Source organism: Paenibacillus sp. FSL R5-0908 (assembly GCF_038006245.1).
In the GTDB taxonomy this organism is placed as follows: domain Bacteria; phylum Bacillota; class Bacilli; order Paenibacillales; family Paenibacillaceae; genus Paenibacillus_AQ; species Paenibacillus_AQ odorifer.
The window spans coordinates 6,174,449-6,192,201 of sequence record NZ_JBBOUV010000001.1; the positions used below are offsets into that span (position 1 = coordinate 6,174,449).

The following is a 17,753-nucleotide window of genomic DNA, read 5'->3' on the forward strand; positions in this document are numbered from 1 at the left end:
GGCGGCGGAGGTGCAGGCTTAGTATAGATCTAGCTAATGCGAACTTCTAGACTTAGATACTCACCCAATAGACACAACCTAAAAAAGGCTGTCGCAAACGTAGAAAATCTACGGATGCGACAGCCCAAAAGCTAAAAGTATCTTTACAACTGATGTATTACAGATTGTACAGGTTGTAGATCAAAACCGCTGACTCTGCACGGGTGGTAACACCTTGTGGATGAATCCGCAAGCCGTCTCCCTTGATCAGGCCAGCACGTATTAGTGCTGCCACACTGTCACGTGCAAACGCTGATACATGCTGGCTATCCGTGAAACTGGACATTGAAGCTCCGTTGCCGGCTGGAAGCTGTCTGCCGGCTGCTGCAATCGCTTTTGCAGCCAGCGTCATCATTTCCTGCCGCGTAACAGAAGCGTTAGGATCAAAGCTTCCATCTGGACGACCAGTGGCGATCCCCAACTGCTTCGCTATAGCCAACGCTTCATATCTGTAATCGCCAGGCTGCACATCTGTGAAGCTTTCTGCACTAACGCCTTCCAAGCCAAGCGCTTTTATAAGCAAGAGTACAAAATCTCCCCGCTTCACTTCCGCTTGAGGCACAAATTGATCCTCTGTCATTCCGTTGATGATGCCTTTGGATCCAAGCACCTCAATCGCATTGCGGGCCCACTCAAATTTGCCGATATCCCGGAATGTCTTCTCCGTAAAGGTGATACTGTACGTACCAGAGAGAATTCCTGTAAAGGAAACCATCCCCGTAGCAGCGTTATATCTGCCACTTGGAACAACCGTTAGAATCCCCAACGAATTCAGACTATGAATCGTTATATGTCCTTCTTTACCACGTTCTTCTGATCGTGGAGTATACGGCAGGGACACCTTAACCCGCATGTCAGGACTGTTCCATACGGATTCCTTGCCATTGATAGTTACGCTCAGTTTAAATTCTGGGCGAGAATCTGAATCCACCTTGGTTATCGTAATTACCCACGGGGTTCCTGCCTCTTTTGCCGCTTGTTTCAGCAGACTACCTGGCAGCTCCAGCACACCAAATTCAGTATGAACGACCAATGAAGTCTTATCATCTGCAAAGATTATACCGTTTGGCAATTGCAGCTCATAACCCTTAGCTTTAGCTACTGCCGGTATATTAACAGTAACCGCTGAAGTTGCTCCACTTAAACCTGCTGTAGCAGCCTTTTTCAAGCTCTCCAGGTCTACACTTGCTCTCGCCGTACCGGTATTACTGTTCAGCACTGGTGTTGCTGTAAGGATGTTGCTGCCTGTTACACTGCCTGCATTTCCGCTTGAATTCCCCCCTGTTGTTCCGCTGTTGCCACCCCCTGTGGTGCCCCCGCTTCCGGAAGTTGGTGCTGTCGTTGGCTGAGTAGTCGGTTCAGTGGTTGGACTTGAGGTTGGTTCAGGCGTTGCTGTTGGTGTTGGTATAGGTGTTGGATCAGGTTTATCCGCAGAAACAATATATTCAAAACTGGAAATATCACTTGGCTTCCAGCCCTCTTTTACAGCAATCGCCTTAATCGTCTTGCTCTTGCCTACATAAATCACTCCACTATAAAGTTCGCTGGCTGCTGTAGGTACAGTGCCATCCAACGTATAGTGAATAGACGCTCCAGCTGTAGCTGTAGTTAACTTCACGGCAACCTGCCCTGTATAAGTTCCCCCGGCAGGATCAGCCTGCGGTGCAGATACCGTCTTCATATCAACCACTCCGCTGATCACATACGTGAATGGAGCTACAAAACTGTTCTCCATGCCCTCTTTTACCGCTATCGTACGAAGAACTGTGACTCCTGCTGCCTCAATAGTTCCGGTATAAAGTGGACTGTCTGCTGTAGGCAACGACCCATCGGTTGTGTAATGAATCTCTGCTCCTGAGGTCGCTGTAGTAAGGCTGATCGTTTGTAATCCGCTGTAAACTCCCGGTTTCAAAGAAGAAACAGGTAAGGAAGTCTTTGAATGAATCGGCTGCTCTCCTTCTTCCGTCCGTTCCAGCGTGAACCAATCTAGATTGGCACCGTCATTATTGAAGCTCATCCGTACTACCTGTTTTCCTTGCGCAAGTTGTACGATACCACTCGCCAGCGTGTAATTCGCCCATCCACCTGTAGTAGGCATAGGCACTGTTGAGAGTTTTGTACCCTTTACAGATAGCGTAGTGCTTACTCCGCCTTGTGCTGTAGCATACCGATATACGATTTTATAAAATCCGGCTTCAGTAATATCAAGGACATAATCCATGGAACCACCTGCAACGGTAAACCCGACATTTCTAAAATCCAGCACACCGCCAGTCATGGTACTCTGAATTCCATTGGGTGTAGCATCGTAATAATTCTCGGCTTCCACCTTCAAAGAACCAGTGCCATCCATGATTTCTTCAGTATAAGGTTCTATTTGAATACCACTGAGCTCGTATCCTGCTGATCCAGCTTGCAGGCGCAGCTTCTGTTCACCCGCCTTCAATTGAAGAACGGTGCGTATGCCAACGGTTTGCGAGTAAAGATTCGGCACATCAACGGTTCTTAATGTCTTCCCATCCTCCGTTTTATAAATAATGCCCTTAGGAGCACCATTCGCGGAAGTTACGGTAAGCGTAAAAGCATAGTTTCCATCCTGCGGCACATGTACCCAGTAATCGATGCTGTCTCCAGCATCAATGCCGGTCAGCTTCGCTCCGCTGCCTTGGCCGCTGACTGTGATACCTTGCAGCTGGTAGAATTGATCCAGTGCGTTCAAGCTTGTGACTTCTATAGGGGCTGTAGCACTAGTTGTTCCTAAGAGCTTAACCTCCGCACGCAGCACGCCGCCAACACTTGAATCGGCATAGGCATTTGCAGGCACATTCACGGTAAGCTGCAAATCACTATAATACGGGGTATGATCATTCCATGCCAGCGTCAGCTTCACATGGGTAGGGTCAAGTAAGGCAGCTGCCCCAATACTTACATGCCCCTGATCCTTACCTGGGCCAGAGACAGAAATGCTCTGAATGGCATCAGGATTAAATGTCCCTCCTGTAAGGCTGACTACCAATTCATTCCCGTTCACTTGATATGGAAGCGTACTCGGAGAAAGACTAATGCTCTCTTCGTCGTTGATTGCTGTAACTATAAGAGGCAATTTCAGAACATGTACACTGCCAAACGACTGATTTGATTCTGTCTGATACACATCAGCGGTAACCGTAAGAATACGATCAGTGTCGAAATCAATAGCTCGCGTCCCCGCTAATACGACCTTCGCTGTATAATCATCCACCCGGTATACGCTATCCACAACCGTTCCCTCGTAACCTTCAATAGACCAATAAGCGGTGTCCAGGTCAGGTGCATATTTGTCATTTAATAGCTTGACGATAACCTCTGCACCCTCCTCATTTCCTTCTACCAAAGCAGTCTCCGATTGAAGCGCGGGTCCGATCGTAAGCGACTGCAGATGAAATCCTGTTCCATTTACCTTCATGGTCAGCGTCTGCTCCCCGGCAGGCAAGGTTACTGTTCCATTAGCTATTTGCCAATTGGACCATCCCCCCGTCTTCGTCAAAGCATAAGTCGCTGCCGTTACCGTTGCTCCATCCTCTCCCGTCAGCAGTTCCAGCTCTGCATCATCCTGATTAGTAGCATAGGAGATCAGGAGTGGGTAGGTACCGCTGGCAGGTACATTAATCTTGTACTTCACCCAATCGCCGGGGTCAGTATAACCCACTGCACCACCCGTTACTAATACACCTGAAGCTGTCGTGTAGTCTTGCCCTTGAAGCACACCAGGAAGCTCATGTGATCCGGAAGGCGCTTGGCGTAAAACTAATGAACGGATATTATAACCGTTCCCGTTCGTCTTCAAGGTGAGCTTGTGAATGCCCTTGTTCAGAGAGATCAAGGATTGATAATCTGCAAAATCCGCCATACTCTCCGTCTGCTGCACAATTGGAAGCGTAGCAATGACCTTACCATCTTCACTAATCTCCACCGATTTTCCGGCGCCATCGCTGAATTGAGCGGCATGCTTAAATTGAAGTGAATATTCACCGCTCTCTTTAACATCAATCACATAATCGAAGGTGGACGAGGCGTCTGGCGAGAACCCGCCAATATAACCCTGCTCATTCACAGTGTAAACCCCTTGCGCTTCTTCAAAATCAACAGCATTCACTACACCCGGCACCGTCTGTATACCATTCAGACGTTCCCAGCTATAAGTGCCCACTGATTTCGCCGGCAGCACAGCACTAATTTGCGCACCGTCCACTAGCAATTTGAACGGCTGTGGATCCGACGTCTGGTTGATTACTACCGTCACAATCTCTTTTCCATCCGGACTAGCAAAAGCTACGTTCGTTACAGTGCTGCTTGAGCCGTAGTCACTATCAATCCGCACGTACCCCGGTTTAACGAATTTTGTATATTGGCCCATCAGATAATATTCTGGCAGCAGCCAGTAATGGTTACGGTCTCCCGAATCCTGCACAATCGGGGTTGGGTCTGGCGTTCCGGTCCACTGATGAGAGGCAATATCACTGTCCAGCATCGCTACCCAGGAGTTATAGCTGCGGGCCCAATTACGGAAATATTGAGCAATGCGGTCTGCGCCTGAGGTGCCCCAGACTGCGCGTTCAGTCAAATATACATTTTTGTCAGGATAGAGATTATGGAGCTGGGTCATCAGACCAAGGTCACCGCCATAATCATGAAAAGCAGTTCCATCCACCGCATCGTAGGCACCTAATTCAGGATTGCCAAGGATTTGTGCTGGATAGGCCATCGTGTCACCAGGATTATGATCAAATGTCCACAGCTTCACGTCTTTGAATCCATGTTCATCTAATTCCTTCCGCAGCAGTTTAGCCAGCTGTGCTTCTTGCTCCCACGGCATTTTGGTGCTTGGATATTCAATTTCCAGCAAAGGTTCATTCTGCAAGGTCAGACCTTCAAAGGTAATTCCCAGCTTCTCGTACTCCTGTACGAATTTAAGATAATATTTGGCCAGTACAGGCAGATATTCATCCTTCACTTGGCCTTTGATCATACTGTCTGTAGTCTTCATCCAACCGGGCGGGCTCCAAGGTGAAGCAAAAAACTTAATGTCCGGGTTGATGTTTTGAATTTTTTTAACCGTGCTGATGATATGGTAGTCAATGTCCTTTTGGATGGAGAAATGCTCCAAATTAATGTCGGTTTGTCCTGGAGGCATATCATCGTAGGTATAAAATTGTTTATCTGTAAAGTCAGCCGTCCCAATCGTCAACCGGAGCATACTCATTCCGATCCCCGATACAGGATCAATCATTTTCCGCAGCAATTCCTCCTGCTTCGCCGCAGACATCTTCGCCAGATTATTAACCGTCGATTCCTCCATGGAGGTACCGATCCCTAGAATAGATTGATATTTCCGGTCCGGATCAATATGGATCTCTGTACCTGCCTTCACGTCGGGAACTACAATATCCAGCTTCGTCTGCTCTTCCAGCTTCAAATCACCCTCTTGATAACGGTCAGCATAATACCATTTCCGATCGGAAGGATCTCGCTCACTCGATACCCAGGAGCTAACTACATCTGATTTAATAACATCTTTAGTGCTTTCCCCGCCATCTCCGGGATTTGATGGATCTACAGGCACATCACCTGTTCGAGTGAAGCTCACCCAGTTCAGGTTGATATCCCCACCGGTGAATTCCAGACGGATCTTTTGCAATCCTGCCTTCTTAAACACAACGTTTTCTACAGCTTTCGTCTGCCAATTCTGCCAGCCACCTGTTGAGGTCACGCTTAATGTTCCTAGCTTGGTTCCCTCTGCTGATTTGATGTTGATGCCTGTAGTACCACTATTAACGGAATAGCGGAAATCTGCTTGATACGTACCTGCTTGCGCCACATTCACGTTATATTCGAGCCACTGACCAGCCGAGGTATAGCCGACATTGAGACCGCCACCTATATCCTGCGTATTTTCAGTTTGCAGTCCTGTGCTTTTGTTCAGAAAATCCTCTGCTTCAATTTTGCCGGGAATCGGCAGGGAAGGAATCTCTGGAGCTTCCGGATCGACAGGAGCGGTTGGAAGCTTTGGTGTTTTCTCATTTTTGGTCAAGCCATATCCCGTTTTGAACAACACATTGGTACTGTTATTGTCTGCCGGATAATTGTTCAAAGTGAATGGCCAACGAATTGGATTTTTGCCTACAAAATCCTTAGTACCAAATAACACATCAGCTACTCCTGCACCCTCTGTGCCTGGTAGCCAAGCTGCCACAAGCCCATCCCAATCTTTCAATTGGCTGGCTATTGTCATTGGACGTCCAGACACCAATACAACGATAAGCGGAATATTAGGATCTGCAGCACGTATATTCGAAAGTGTCGCCAGATCCTGCTCATCCAGATTCAAGATAGTCCGGTCGCCATCGGTCTCGGCGTAAGGTGTCTCACCGATAACTGCGATCGCCGCATCATAACCCGCAGCCCCGCGCCCATTAAGGTTATATGTGACCGTTGTAGAAGCAGGAACAGCCTCCTTTATCCCTTCGAGGATCGTCGTGCCTTCAGTTATATTGCCCGACTTCCCTTGCCAAGTGATCGACCAGCCGCCGGCTTGGTTACCGATATTATTAGCGTTTTTACCCGCTACGAATATTTTATCCATCCCGCTTAATTGCGATAGAATTGGACTTCCATTTACCTCATCGTTCTTCAAAAGAACAAGCGACTCCGCCACAGCTTGGCGGGCTAATTTGCGGCTTTCTGCTGAGCCAAAAGCACTCAACAGCTCCGGATCGCTTTTGGGATGCTCGAACAATCCTGAAGCGATTTTGACATGCAGGATACGTTCTGCCGCATCATCTATGCGCTCCGTAGTGATTTTACCTTCGCCTACAAGTTCTGTGATGTACATAATCGTATCCTTCCAAACGGTCGGCATCATGAACATATCGACTCCGGCGTTTACGGACACATTCAGCTGGTTCTTCAACCCGCTAACAGCTTTGCCCTCACTATCCACTGTGATTTGCTGCACAGCGTTATAATCCGAGATAACGAAACCGGTAAAGCCAAGTCCGCCATTTTTCTTGTCACCCTTCAAAACATCACTCAGCAAATGTTTATGGGCATGCATTTTAAGACCTTGGATGCTGTGATAGGAGGCCATAACCGTCTGCACCCCTGCGTCTATAGCTGCTTTATAAATTTTCAAATCCTTATCCATGATCTCTTGCTCGGTATATTTAGTGATGTTGCCTTGATTTACACCATTATCCGTATAACCTTCACCTAGATAATGTTTTGCAGTTGCCGTGATTGTATCTGTCCCTGCCAATGCAGCAGCAGTCCGTCCTTGCAGACCAAACACATAAGCCGCACCTAGTTCTGCTGAAATATCCTGATTATCACTAAAACCTTCATAGGTTCTACCCCATCTTGCATTATGAGGGGAGGCTATCGTTGGGGCAAACGTCCAGTTTGCTCCTGTTGCGGCTACTTCCTTAGCAGCAGCTGCACCAATAAGCTCAGTCAATGCGGGATCATTAGCAGCCCCTAGACCAATATTATGCGGAAAAAGCGTCGCGCCTTTGACATTGTTATGTCCATGCACTGCATCCACCCCATAGAGCAACGGAATGCCTAATCTGGTAGACAATGCACCATCCTGATAGCTATCAATCAAACTTCTCCAGTTATCGCGAGTGCTGTCACTTTCTTTTCCGTTAGGGAATGAGCCTCCCCCGCTGAGTACAGAGCCAAGAGCATATTTCTGTACCTCCTCAGGAGTGACGGCAGCTCTTTCTGCTTGAACCATCTGCCCAATCTTCTCTTCCAGCGTCATTCGGGATAATAGATCCGCAGTGCGCTCCTCCACACTTTTTGTGGGATCATAGTACACTGGAACTCCTGCGGCATCCGCTGCGGCCCGTGGTATACCCGCCTCAAGCACATTCAAGAATAAGGATGATAGTAAAAGCGCCACCATGAATATTGATAATCTTCTTTTCACGCCTGAATCCTCCCCCAATACTGTTTTGTTGGTACGGATGACTACGCCTATGAATGGAAGCGTATACACGATGTAAGATACAGGCTTATTATGCTGGAGCCATCTGGTAAAAGACATACAGCATTTTTTAAATACTCTGTTCCGTTTTTGCAAATTTAAGGACTTGCCCGGCTCAAATTATGCTTCCAGCAAAAAAGGCTCTCTCATTCGTAGAATTTCTCTACTGTGAGACAGCCTTTTTATTGTGACTATGAAATTGCTTTACAGATCGTCATCATCCAATCGTGCCGCTTTGCGGGACAAATATCCTTTAAACAGAAAGACTACCACAACACCTGCAGCTAAGGTAAAGACCACTGGCATCAGACGGTCACCTATGGAAGCTAAGAAAGGTAATCCAAGAATCAATGCCACAACCAGATGCGCACGGAATACAAATTGTGTCGTGTTGTCCGCCTTACTGCCTTCAGGAAAAGGATACACTGTCAGCCAAAAAGACTCGCTATGCAATTTGCGGAGTGCCGACAATTGAACACCAATGATGAACAGGAAGAACAAATAAATTCCGGTGCCAAAGTAACTATCACGGTTCCACCAATTCAGCAGCAGAGCCAGCACCGATATCCGCATAATGATTCCAAAGATATCACCCCGGGCAAAGCTTTTGGTCAGCAGATACCGATAAGCAGTATCCTTGCGCCAAGGCAGCTTAGCGCCCCATTTGGAAAGATAACGGCGGGAATACACCCGTTGCTCACGGCCCGGTACATCCACGAACCAGCCCAGAACCATCAGCGCACGTGCACCTTGATTGTTCTCCATGGCGATCAGTCTTTCCCATGGCACAGCGTGACGCCCAGGCACAGACAGTGCAGCAAGATAGGCTGCTGCCAATAACACCATAAATATCAGGCTTGGGCCGGCAGGCTGCCACAACCAAGCGGCAATAATCAAACCTCCAACTGCCCAGCGCAAGAAAGCAAACACACCCGCCATCGGACGTGACAGCATAGCTATCTCTTTCCATAATCCATAGCTCGCGATCAGCTTCACAGCAATCAGGATCAATACTGTAAATAAAAGTCGCTTGGGAGAATCATCTGTACGTATGTACAACGGCCAAAGGGTAATCAGTACAAATAACAAACGAATGATCTTCCACACGTTTCCACTAACCCAGGAGGGTGCAAAATATTCCTTCATGCGTTGACCCTGAGGCAGCAGAAAGATCGTATCCGGGGTCTGCAAATAGGTTCGGAAGCCGCTATGCACTGTCGCAGGCAACAGTAATGCTAACATAATCCAGCGAATGGGAATGCCTTCAGGTACATTTTGTAACAGCGATGTATACCAAGCAGAGAAGACGATCAACACGAACAGGAAGACCATGGCTACGCCGCTTTGAATGATATATCCCACATAAGGAAGCATACTTCCCATGAATCGACCGCGCCGCGTGCGCCGCAGCTCTTTCAAATCCATATTATTTCCCTCCCTGAACCAGCTCGTAGAACAGCTGCTCCAAAGTCAGCCCCTGATGCCCGGCAGTTGCCGCTATTTCCGCCAACGTCCCCTGTGCAATCACCTTGCCTTTATGCAATACAATAAAACGGTCGCAATAATTCTCTATTGTGGAAAGAATATGAGAGCTTAACAGAATCGACGATCCAGAGTTCTTTAGATCCATCATGAAATCAAGCAAGGAGCGGATACCTAGTGGATCCAATCCTAAAAATGGCTCGTCGATGACATATAATGCAGGCCGTGCAACGAAAGCGCACATGATCATAACCTTCTGTTTCATCCCTTTGGATAGATGGGTCGACAGGGTGTCCATCTTATCCTCCATATGGAACAGCTTGGCAAGATGCGAGGTGCGGGATTCATAATCCTTTTGATCTACCCCATAAGCTCTGGCAGTAAATTCAACATGCTCACGAACTGTCATTTCGTCATACAGTAGCGGCGATTCCGGTACAAAAGACAACGCATTATTGTATCCAACGGGATCTTCAGCACGCGTCTTGCCCTGTACGGTGATATCGCCCTTATGGGGCGACATCAATCCTAGAATATGCTTCATCGTCGTACTTTTTCCTGCTCCGTTTAAACCAATCAATCCAACCATTTCGCCAGGCTGCACCTGAAGTGCAATATCATGCAGCACTGGCTTATTCAGGCTGTACCCACCACTGAGACCCGTAATTTGCAATACGGGAGCATTATTCATTGACCGTCACCTCTCGGAGTTTTGTCTTTCAACCACTTTGGAGCTCCTTTATTTTTACGGTTCTTCTCACGTTCCGCATTGCTGCTGCGTTTGCTCCGTGCAGGAGTCGCATCTCCGCGTGCTCCCGCAGAAGGATTCGCGCTGCGCTGTGGATCGCGCTGTTGTTCTCCGCTTGTTGTTTCACTTGTGTTAATCGTAGCCATTCTTTTGGCAGGCGGTGTACCTGCTCCAACGGATGGCGACTGAACATTGGAGGCTCCAGATGTGCTTACAGGTGGCTTGCCGCTGCGTGGAGCGGATCCATCACGGCGTTGCCCACTGCCTTCACTACTCCGTCCCCGTCCATTGTGCAAAGCGCTGCGCGCTTCATCTGCTGCAAGCACCTTACCGCCGACCATCTCCCGCTCCTCAAGCGCAATATCCAATTCGCGGGCGAATTTCCGCATGATAAAGGTCTGTTGCTCTGTAACAATTGTTACAGATAAGCCGCGGCGTCCCATCCGTCCGGTACGGCCTGCACGGTGTACATAATGTTCAGAATCAAAAGCAGGATCGTAGCTAACTACCAAAGAAAGATTCTCAATATCCAGTCCTCTGGCAGCTACGTCACTGGCAACAAGCACACGAAATTTGCCTTCCCGGAAACCTTTTAATACATTGCTGCGCGTTACCTTATCGGCATCTCCGTAAAGTGCTGCCGCAGTAAGCCCAAGATGATTCAGCTTAGCCTCAACCTCGGCAATATCGTCTGTAGCATTCACGAACACAATCGCTTTATCGGGATTGTAATGGCGAATCACCCGGCGCAGCATGTCCATTTTGTTACGCTCTTCAGCAACAACATAATGATGCTCCAAACTTTCAGCAGTCATTACACCTGGAGCAATCCCAACCTCTGCCGGGTTCTTCATTTCGCGATTAGCCAGCGCTTTCGTCTCTGGTCCGATTGTTGCCGACAGCATAACAAGCTGGCGTGAACGCAGCGCACTGCTGACAATTTTTGTGACTTCGCCAGCTCCGCTAAGCTGGAACATTTGGTCCGCCTCATCCAGAACAATAGTACTGACTTCATGCATCTTCAATTTACGAAGTCCAATCAGCTCGCGGATCCGCCCAGGTGTTCCCACAACTAGCTGTGGATGCTCACGCAGCTTGTCAATCTGGCGTTTGATTGCGGCCCCGCCAATAAGACCCATAACTCGGATTCCGCGCTGTTCGCCATAACGCTCCGCCTCGCGTAAGATTTGCATCGCCAGCTCCTGTGTAGGGGCGAGCACCAGCTTTTGGACCACCTTCTGCTCCGGATTAATCGTTTGAAGCAGCGGCAATAGATAGGCCAGCGTCTTACCCGTTCCAGTCTGGGAAGCTGCAATAACATCTCTTCCCTCTAGTAGAAGCGGTATTGTCTGCTCTTGTACCGGGGATGGAGCGTTAATGCCGAATTCCGACAACCGGGCAATGAGGTCTTCCTGAATGCCGATAGCCGCAAAAGAAGCTTTATTCATAAGTGTAATTCATCCTTTTCGCTTGAGATAATATCTTCATTATATGCCAAAAAGGCCTCTCCACCAAATGGAAGGCCAATAAAGCTGACAACAGGGTCTATTTTCTGTTCATCGCATTATAAGTAAGCTTGTCCGCCAGGCGAGGAAACAGCCCGTAAAGCCGTATGCCAAACCCTGCCAGACCCGGAAGATCGAGCTCTTCTTTGCCGGTCTCCATAACCTTAACGATCTTAGAAGATACATGCTCTGGGGTCATCATCATCCGGGCTACACTCTTCTCATAATTGCCAGACGGGTCTGCCGTTTTGAAAAAATCGGTGGCGATAGGCCCCGGGTTCACAGCCGAGACGATAATTCCACTCTTCCGCAGCTCCTGACGGAGCGCATTTGTGAATCCGAGAACAGCATGTTTGGTAGCTGTGTAGGCTACGGATTTGGCTGTGCCTATCTTCCCTGCCATGGAAGCCACATTTACAATCTGGCCGCTTCCCCGCTCCAGCATATGTGGAACAACAGCCTTTGTGCACCGGACAATCCCCATGTAGTTAACATCCATCATATCGTCAAATTCATGAGGCTCCATCTCCGTAAAAGCAGCAAATTTGCCGTACCCTGCGTTATTTAGCAAAATATCAATTCTGCCATATGCGGCCAAAATTTGTGCGAACGTCTTCTGAACACCCTCAGCATCTGTTACATCACAGGTATACAGTCCAAAAACGCCCGGGATACCGGTCGCTGTTTCTTTCAGCTTCGCTTCGGAACGTGCTACCAAGACAGGGATTGCCCCCTTTTTACTAAGCATCTGTGCCGTTAATGCACCAATGCCGCTGGACGCTCCTGTAATCACAACAACCTTATCTTTGAGTACCATGAAAAGTATTTCAGCTCCTAACTCTTGCCTAAGAGATCATCACCTGAATATCCATCTCTCCAACCCCATCCATCAACAACGGAATACTAAGCGCTTTACGAGGCATAAAAGACATGCTTTCCATCTTCATAATCTGAGGAGGACTTATATCCACCGAAACACCTTGATTATATAGAATGGTACTGGCATTCCCACTGATCATATTGCTCAGCTCTGAAATTGCACTTTGACCCATCTCATCCATCTCGGTGATCACAAAGCCACCCATCATAATCGATACCATTCGCAAGGCTACCTGCTCCGCGATACCAAATATAATATTTCCGCTCAGTTGGCCTGTCATCCCTACTTGAATCCATATATGATTATCGATCAGTTCAATTTCTTTAATCCCTAAACTCCCCGTAGAAGGCGAGACCTGAATTACTTGTTCTATAACAGTCCGTGCAGACTCTAGAAACGGATTAATTACTTCTGCTTTCATGAATGTCTAGTCTCCCCCTTTATCGTGCTTTGGTCATATACCAAAAGTCCCAAGCAATATGGATATATTATACTTTATATATCGGCACAATTCAGCAAAAATTAATGCATATGTCGAATTCAAACCCAAGATAGTTTACGCAGCAACATTGCTCTGCCGGGTATTATCTCCTATAATTTAAACAAATGCCAACGTGGAACGTAAGATATTAACGCAATTACACATCCAATTCGATGGTCCAAAGGAGGTATTCCATGAACATCAGCCAGCTGGAGACACTAATAACAATTTCCAAAACGATGAGCTTTCGCAAGGCCGGAGAACTGCTTAATCTGACCCAACCAGCGGTTTCAGCACAGATTAAGAGCCTTGAAGAAGAGTTCAAGACTCAGCTGGTTGACCGAAACCAGCCTGTTACATTAACGGATAGAGGGACTGTTTTTCTGGAGCATGCGGAACAAATAGTGAGGATTGTCGAGGAACTTAAGGAACGGCTTGCAGATCTTGATGAAAATCCCCAAGGTCATATAGTTCTAGGCACAACTACCTCAATCGCCATTCAAATTTTACCGCGTATTCTATCTTATTTTAAAGACCAGTTCCCCCATATCAAAACATCAATTTCTTCTATGTCCTCATCACAAATTTATCAGCATGTCGAAAACGGCATTGTTGATGTCGGCATCGGTTATTTAATTGGACGTAGCCCGGGCATGTCTACTTCCATTTTGTATTATGATACCTTCGAACTGGTGGTCTCTCCCAGACACCCTCTCGCTCAAGTGAAGACCGCTGGGATAGAAGCCTTAAGCAAAACCCCGCTGATTCTGCTCTCACCAGATACAGTGGGCCGTAAATTTGCAGATGAGGTTCTGAACAAACATGGCATTCAACCTCAGGTCATTATGGAGCTGACCAGCAGCGAGGAAGTGAAACGGATGGTCGAGCTCGATTTGGGCGCCGCCATTATTTCCAAGCAGTCAGTTACTGCTGAGGTTCGAGCCGGCACCCTCAAAATCGTGCCAATTATTGAGCTGGAAGTCACCCATCCTGTTGGCGTGATCACAAAATCAGGCAAATACGTAAACTCTGCTATGAGGCAGTTCCTAAGCGATCTTAAAGGCATGCCAGAAACCCAATTTATCGGGTCTGAATAAATCCCAACCACAAAGTGGAACCGATTACTTCTGAGCTGATTGCATAACCTTGTTTAAAGGAGATGTTCTTGATGAAATTTGATTTACACACCCATCATTTCCGCTGTGGCCATGCTGACGGAACGATTAGGGATTATATCGAAGCTGGGATTGCCGCTGGATTGGGCGTTATAGGTATTTCCGATCATACTCCTTATTTCGGAGATCCATCCGATCAGGCTTTTCCCAAAATCGCAATGGCTAAATCCGAATTTGCTAATTATGTAGATGATGTTCTCTCCCTCAAAAAAGAGTACGAAGGCGTTATCGACGTACTGTTAGGCATTGAATCAGATTACTTCCCCGAACATGCTGAGATATACCGCAAGACATTATCGGCCTACCCTTTTGATTATGTGATTGGATCGGTACATAGTGTTGGTGGAGTCAGCATTTTTAACAAAGGGCGCTGGAAAAACCTTAGCAAAAATGAGAAGATCCGCGTGAAGTCTGAATATTACCGGTTGATTGCTGATTCCGCACGCAGTGGTATGTTCCAAATACTCGGACACATTGATGCGATGAAGGGAAATTATCCTGCTTTTTCCGAAATTCCTGCACCTCAGCCGATTGACGATTGTCTGCGTGTAATCAGTGAATGTGGCGTGGCCATCGAAATCAATACCTCAGGTGGAACTAAGCTGGTCGGCGGCTGGTATCCCTCTGAAGATATTCTGGAGCGGGCACTACATTTTGGCGTAGAGGTTAGTTTCGGTTCGGATGCACATAAGCCGTCCCGGGTCGCTGAGGATCGTGATGCGGTAGCTGCACAGCTCAAAGCAATAGGCTTTACACACTGGGTTTATTACAAGCAGCGCCAAAAAGTCAAAGTTTCTCTGTAATCAAGCCTAAACGCCTTCAATGTTCCTGTAAGGACGGTAAGCGTTTAAGGTAGAAATTGAATAATGCACCAAGCGTTATTGGTTTAGGGGCAAGGTTCACCCTCCGTTAAACCAATCTCAGCTTGGTGCATTTTTTTGTTTATTTACAGATTATCACAGCTAAAGCCTTGTTGTTTCAGCGTACGTTTCGCATCTCCATATTCCGGGTTGATCTCATAAAAATGAGCAATCGTATTGGTCCAATCTCTCTCCGTCATCCCCTGCTGCTGCAAGAATTCACGGTGGGTTTGATTATACGCCTCCAGGAGGCCTTGTACGTCCGGATTGTATTGCTCCTCATGAAATATAGCTTCCAGCGGCAGCCGCGGCTTCTGAGAAACCTCCTCCGCTGGGTATCCCACGCAGAGACCGACGACAGGAAATACGTACTCCGGCAGCTTCAGCAATTCAATCACACCTGCTGTGTTGCGGCGCACACCCCCAATAGGAATGATGCCCAGTCCCATGGATTCCGCCGCTGCAATCGCGTTAGACAATGAGATTCCCACATCTGTAGCTCCAACCAAAAGCGCATCCACATCTTTTACGGCTTCAAAAGACTTGCCTTCCAGCTCACTAGCTACTTTAGCTCTATAAAAATCCATGCAAAACACCAAAAAAACCGGTGCTGCCGCTACATGCTTCTGATTTCCGCACAAAACTGAAAGCTGCTGCTTACGCGCAGGATCTTTGATGGCGATTATCGATACCTGCTGTCCATGAACCCATGACGGTGCGGCTTGAGCCGATTCAATCATTGTTTGTAGCTTCTCTGGCTCCACAGGCTGGTCTGAATATTGCCGGAAAGAACGATGATTTTTTAATGTTTGTACCACTTCATTCAAAATGTTACGCCTCCTTGGTCATTCCACTCCATAGTATGTTAATCATAAACGATCGGATTCGGTACTGCCAATCACTTACGCTACTCTTTTCAAACAAAAAAAATGGACCCGAATCATCGGGTCCCAAAGCAGTATATTTTTAAAAGGGGGTCATGTACTTAGTTTAACCGCACACTGTTAGAGTTTGATAACGGCATTATTTCATTTGTGTAACAATGTGAATACTTTCATTACATCGTCCAAGGATCCGACTTTGGGCATCACCCGCTCCAGCTTCATACCATTCTTGAGCATCACACGTTCCGATCTAATATTATCTCCTGTGCAGCGTCCTTCGATCCTTGTTATCCCAAGGGTATGAACACTATAGTTCAAAAACAAACCCACGGCTTCCGTCGCCAGCCCGCATCCCCACCATGCCGGGTCCAGCATATATCCTAAGGTAGCTGTGCCCTCACGGCGGTTCCAATTCTGCAAAGCCACTATACCGATCAACCGCTGCTGCCCCTTTAAATAGATCCCGGCATGCAGCGCACAAGGATCGAAGGCAAATAACATCCGGTTTACCAGCTTCTCCACCTGGGCAGATGCTGATCCAGGGCCGGAGCGTACTAGAATATGGCGCTGCACATCTGGATGGGAAAGCAGCTGCCGCAAAGCTAAAACATCCTCAGGCATGATCAGCCTCAGATCAACCGCTAAACCATGTTGTGTCTCTAACAACACTGCTCCATAGGTGCTCATCTTCTCTCCCCTTCCGTGCAGCTAAAATTCCAGCCTAATCAGCTCATGGACCGATGCAGCGTCAGAACCGTTAATTCTGGCCTACACAATAACCGAAATGGCATGTATGTCTCTCCAAACCCTCTATTCACATACACAGGCATGGCTTTGTCTTCTGTATAATACAATCCATTTATGTATTTAAGCGATCCATAAGGCGTAAATGGCGCACCTATAAAGGGCAGGCGAATTTGTCCGCCATGACTGTGCCCGGAAAGCTGTAGATCGAATGAATAGGCCTGTGCGGTATCCGCATAATCCGGCTCATGCATCAAAAGGATGTTAAAAGTTCCTTCAGGAACACCAGTAATGGCTTTCGCTGGGTCAGGTTTACCGTGTAACAAATCATCCAGACCCGTAACCGCCATGACTGCCCCGCCTCTTTTTAGAAGGTAGGATTTATTCCTTAGCACCCGGAAGCCCGCAGACTCCAGCAGCTCGGTAACCAGCTGGGTATTCTTGTAATCATGATTGCCTAATATCGCAAATTTCCCCAATGGCGCACTTAACGCTGCCAGCACCGGTACGGCTTCAACAAGATCCTCAGGATCGCTGTCCACAATGTCACCCGTGAAGCAAATAAGATCCGGTTCAGCTTTGCTTATATGTTTAGCGAGTCGGGCCAGATCCCTGGCATCCTTATTAAATCCGAGATGCGTATCACTGAAATGGACAAGCTTCATCCCTGAAAAAGCGGAAGGAAGCTCCTTAAAGCGCAAGTCCAGCTTAGTGACCTCAATCCAGTTCGGCTCTCCCTGCCATGCATATCCGCTTGTAAGCAATCCTGCGCCGATTACAGCAGCCGCACTCCGAGTCAGGAACTGCCGGCGGGTAATTGTAGACTCGCCACCAGAACGCCCCTTAGAGGTGTCCTTGTGGATCTTATCGCCATTCTTATTGGGAGAAGCCCCAGACGATTGTATCTTCATAGGGAGATTCTCCTTTCT

At 47.6% G+C, this 17,753-nt stretch carries 11 protein-coding genes; 2 read left to right on the forward strand and 9 right to left on the reverse strand.

Annotated features, from left to right (window positions below; all coding sequences use genetic code 11):
• Window positions 1-157: 157 nt before the first annotated feature.
• The 6 genes from MKZ09_RS28005 to MKZ09_RS28030 all read right to left on the reverse strand — a co-directional run bounded on the left by MKZ09_RS28005 (window position 158) and on the right by MKZ09_RS28030 (window position 13,101).
• Window positions 158-8,008, reverse strand: a complete 7,851-nt coding sequence (locus MKZ09_RS28005; RefSeq protein WP_256719237.1) for a carbohydrate-binding protein — start codon at window positions 8,006-8,008, stop codon at window positions 158-160.
• A gap of 261 nt (window positions 8,009-8,269) precedes the next feature.
• On the reverse strand, window positions 8,270-9,490 hold the full coding sequence (locus MKZ09_RS28010) for an ABC transporter permease (protein WP_076206369.1): 1,221 nt from the start codon (window positions 9,488-9,490) through the stop codon (window positions 8,270-8,272).
• Window position 9,491: 1 nt separating this feature from the next.
• Window positions 9,492-10,238 (reverse strand): ABC transporter ATP-binding protein, encoded by a 747-nt coding sequence (locus MKZ09_RS28015; RefSeq protein ID WP_036679788.1) that lies wholly within the window; start codon window positions 10,236-10,238, stop codon window positions 9,492-9,494.
• Window positions 10,235-11,743 (reverse strand): DEAD/DEAH box helicase, encoded by a 1,509-nt coding sequence (locus MKZ09_RS28020; RefSeq protein WP_076134204.1) that lies wholly within the window; start codon window positions 11,741-11,743, stop codon window positions 10,235-10,237. Before MKZ09_RS28020 ends, MKZ09_RS28015 begins: the two co-directional genes overlap by 4 nt.
• 97 nt (window positions 11,744-11,840) lie before the next feature.
• Entirely contained in the window at window positions 11,841-12,617 is a 777-nt protein-coding gene (locus MKZ09_RS28025; RefSeq protein WP_076206372.1) for an SDR family NAD(P)-dependent oxidoreductase, read from the reverse strand.
• A gap of 28 nt (window positions 12,618-12,645) precedes the next feature.
• Window positions 12,646-13,101, reverse strand: a complete 456-nt coding sequence (locus MKZ09_RS28030) for a chemotaxis protein CheX (RefSeq protein WP_036679793.1) — start codon at window positions 13,099-13,101, stop codon at window positions 12,646-12,648.
• A gap of 254 nt (window positions 13,102-13,355) precedes the next feature.
• Between MKZ09_RS28030 and MKZ09_RS28035 the strand changes: the two genes are divergently transcribed.
• Together MKZ09_RS28035 and MKZ09_RS28040 are read left to right on the forward strand one after the other, a co-directional pair.
• Complete coding sequence (locus MKZ09_RS28035) at window positions 13,356-14,258, forward strand: LysR family transcriptional regulator (protein ID WP_038573173.1); 903 nt, start codon at window positions 13,356-13,358, stop codon at window positions 14,256-14,258.
• A 71-nt stretch (window positions 14,259-14,329) separates the two neighbouring features.
• The gene (locus MKZ09_RS28040; RefSeq protein ID WP_076134201.1) at window positions 14,330-15,139 is read left to right on the forward strand and encodes a histidinol-phosphatase; all 810 of its coding nucleotides are present in this window, start codon (window positions 14,330-14,332) and stop codon (window positions 15,137-15,139) included.
• A 143-nt stretch (window positions 15,140-15,282) separates the two neighbouring features.
• On the opposite strand, the gene MKZ09_RS28045 is transcribed toward MKZ09_RS28040, so the two are convergent.
• The 3 genes from MKZ09_RS28045 to MKZ09_RS28055 all read right to left on the reverse strand — a co-directional run bounded on the left by MKZ09_RS28045 (window position 15,283) and on the right by MKZ09_RS28055 (window position 17,735).
• Entirely contained in the window at window positions 15,283-16,014 is a 732-nt protein-coding gene (locus MKZ09_RS28045; protein ID WP_232061547.1) for an NADPH-dependent oxidoreductase, read from the reverse strand.
• A 210-nt stretch (window positions 16,015-16,224) separates the two neighbouring features.
• A complete protein-coding gene (locus MKZ09_RS28050) occupies window positions 16,225-16,767 on the reverse strand; it encodes a GNAT family N-acetyltransferase (protein ID WP_051491088.1) in 543 nt (180 codons plus the stop codon).
• Window positions 16,768-16,805: 38 nt separating this feature from the next.
• Window positions 16,806-17,735 carry a metallophosphoesterase gene (locus tag MKZ09_RS28055; protein ID WP_081394311.1) on the reverse strand — a complete coding sequence of 310 codons (930 nt, stop codon included), beginning with the start codon at window positions 17,733-17,735 and terminating at the stop codon, window positions 16,806-16,808.
• Window positions 17,736-17,753 lie beyond the last annotated feature (18 nt).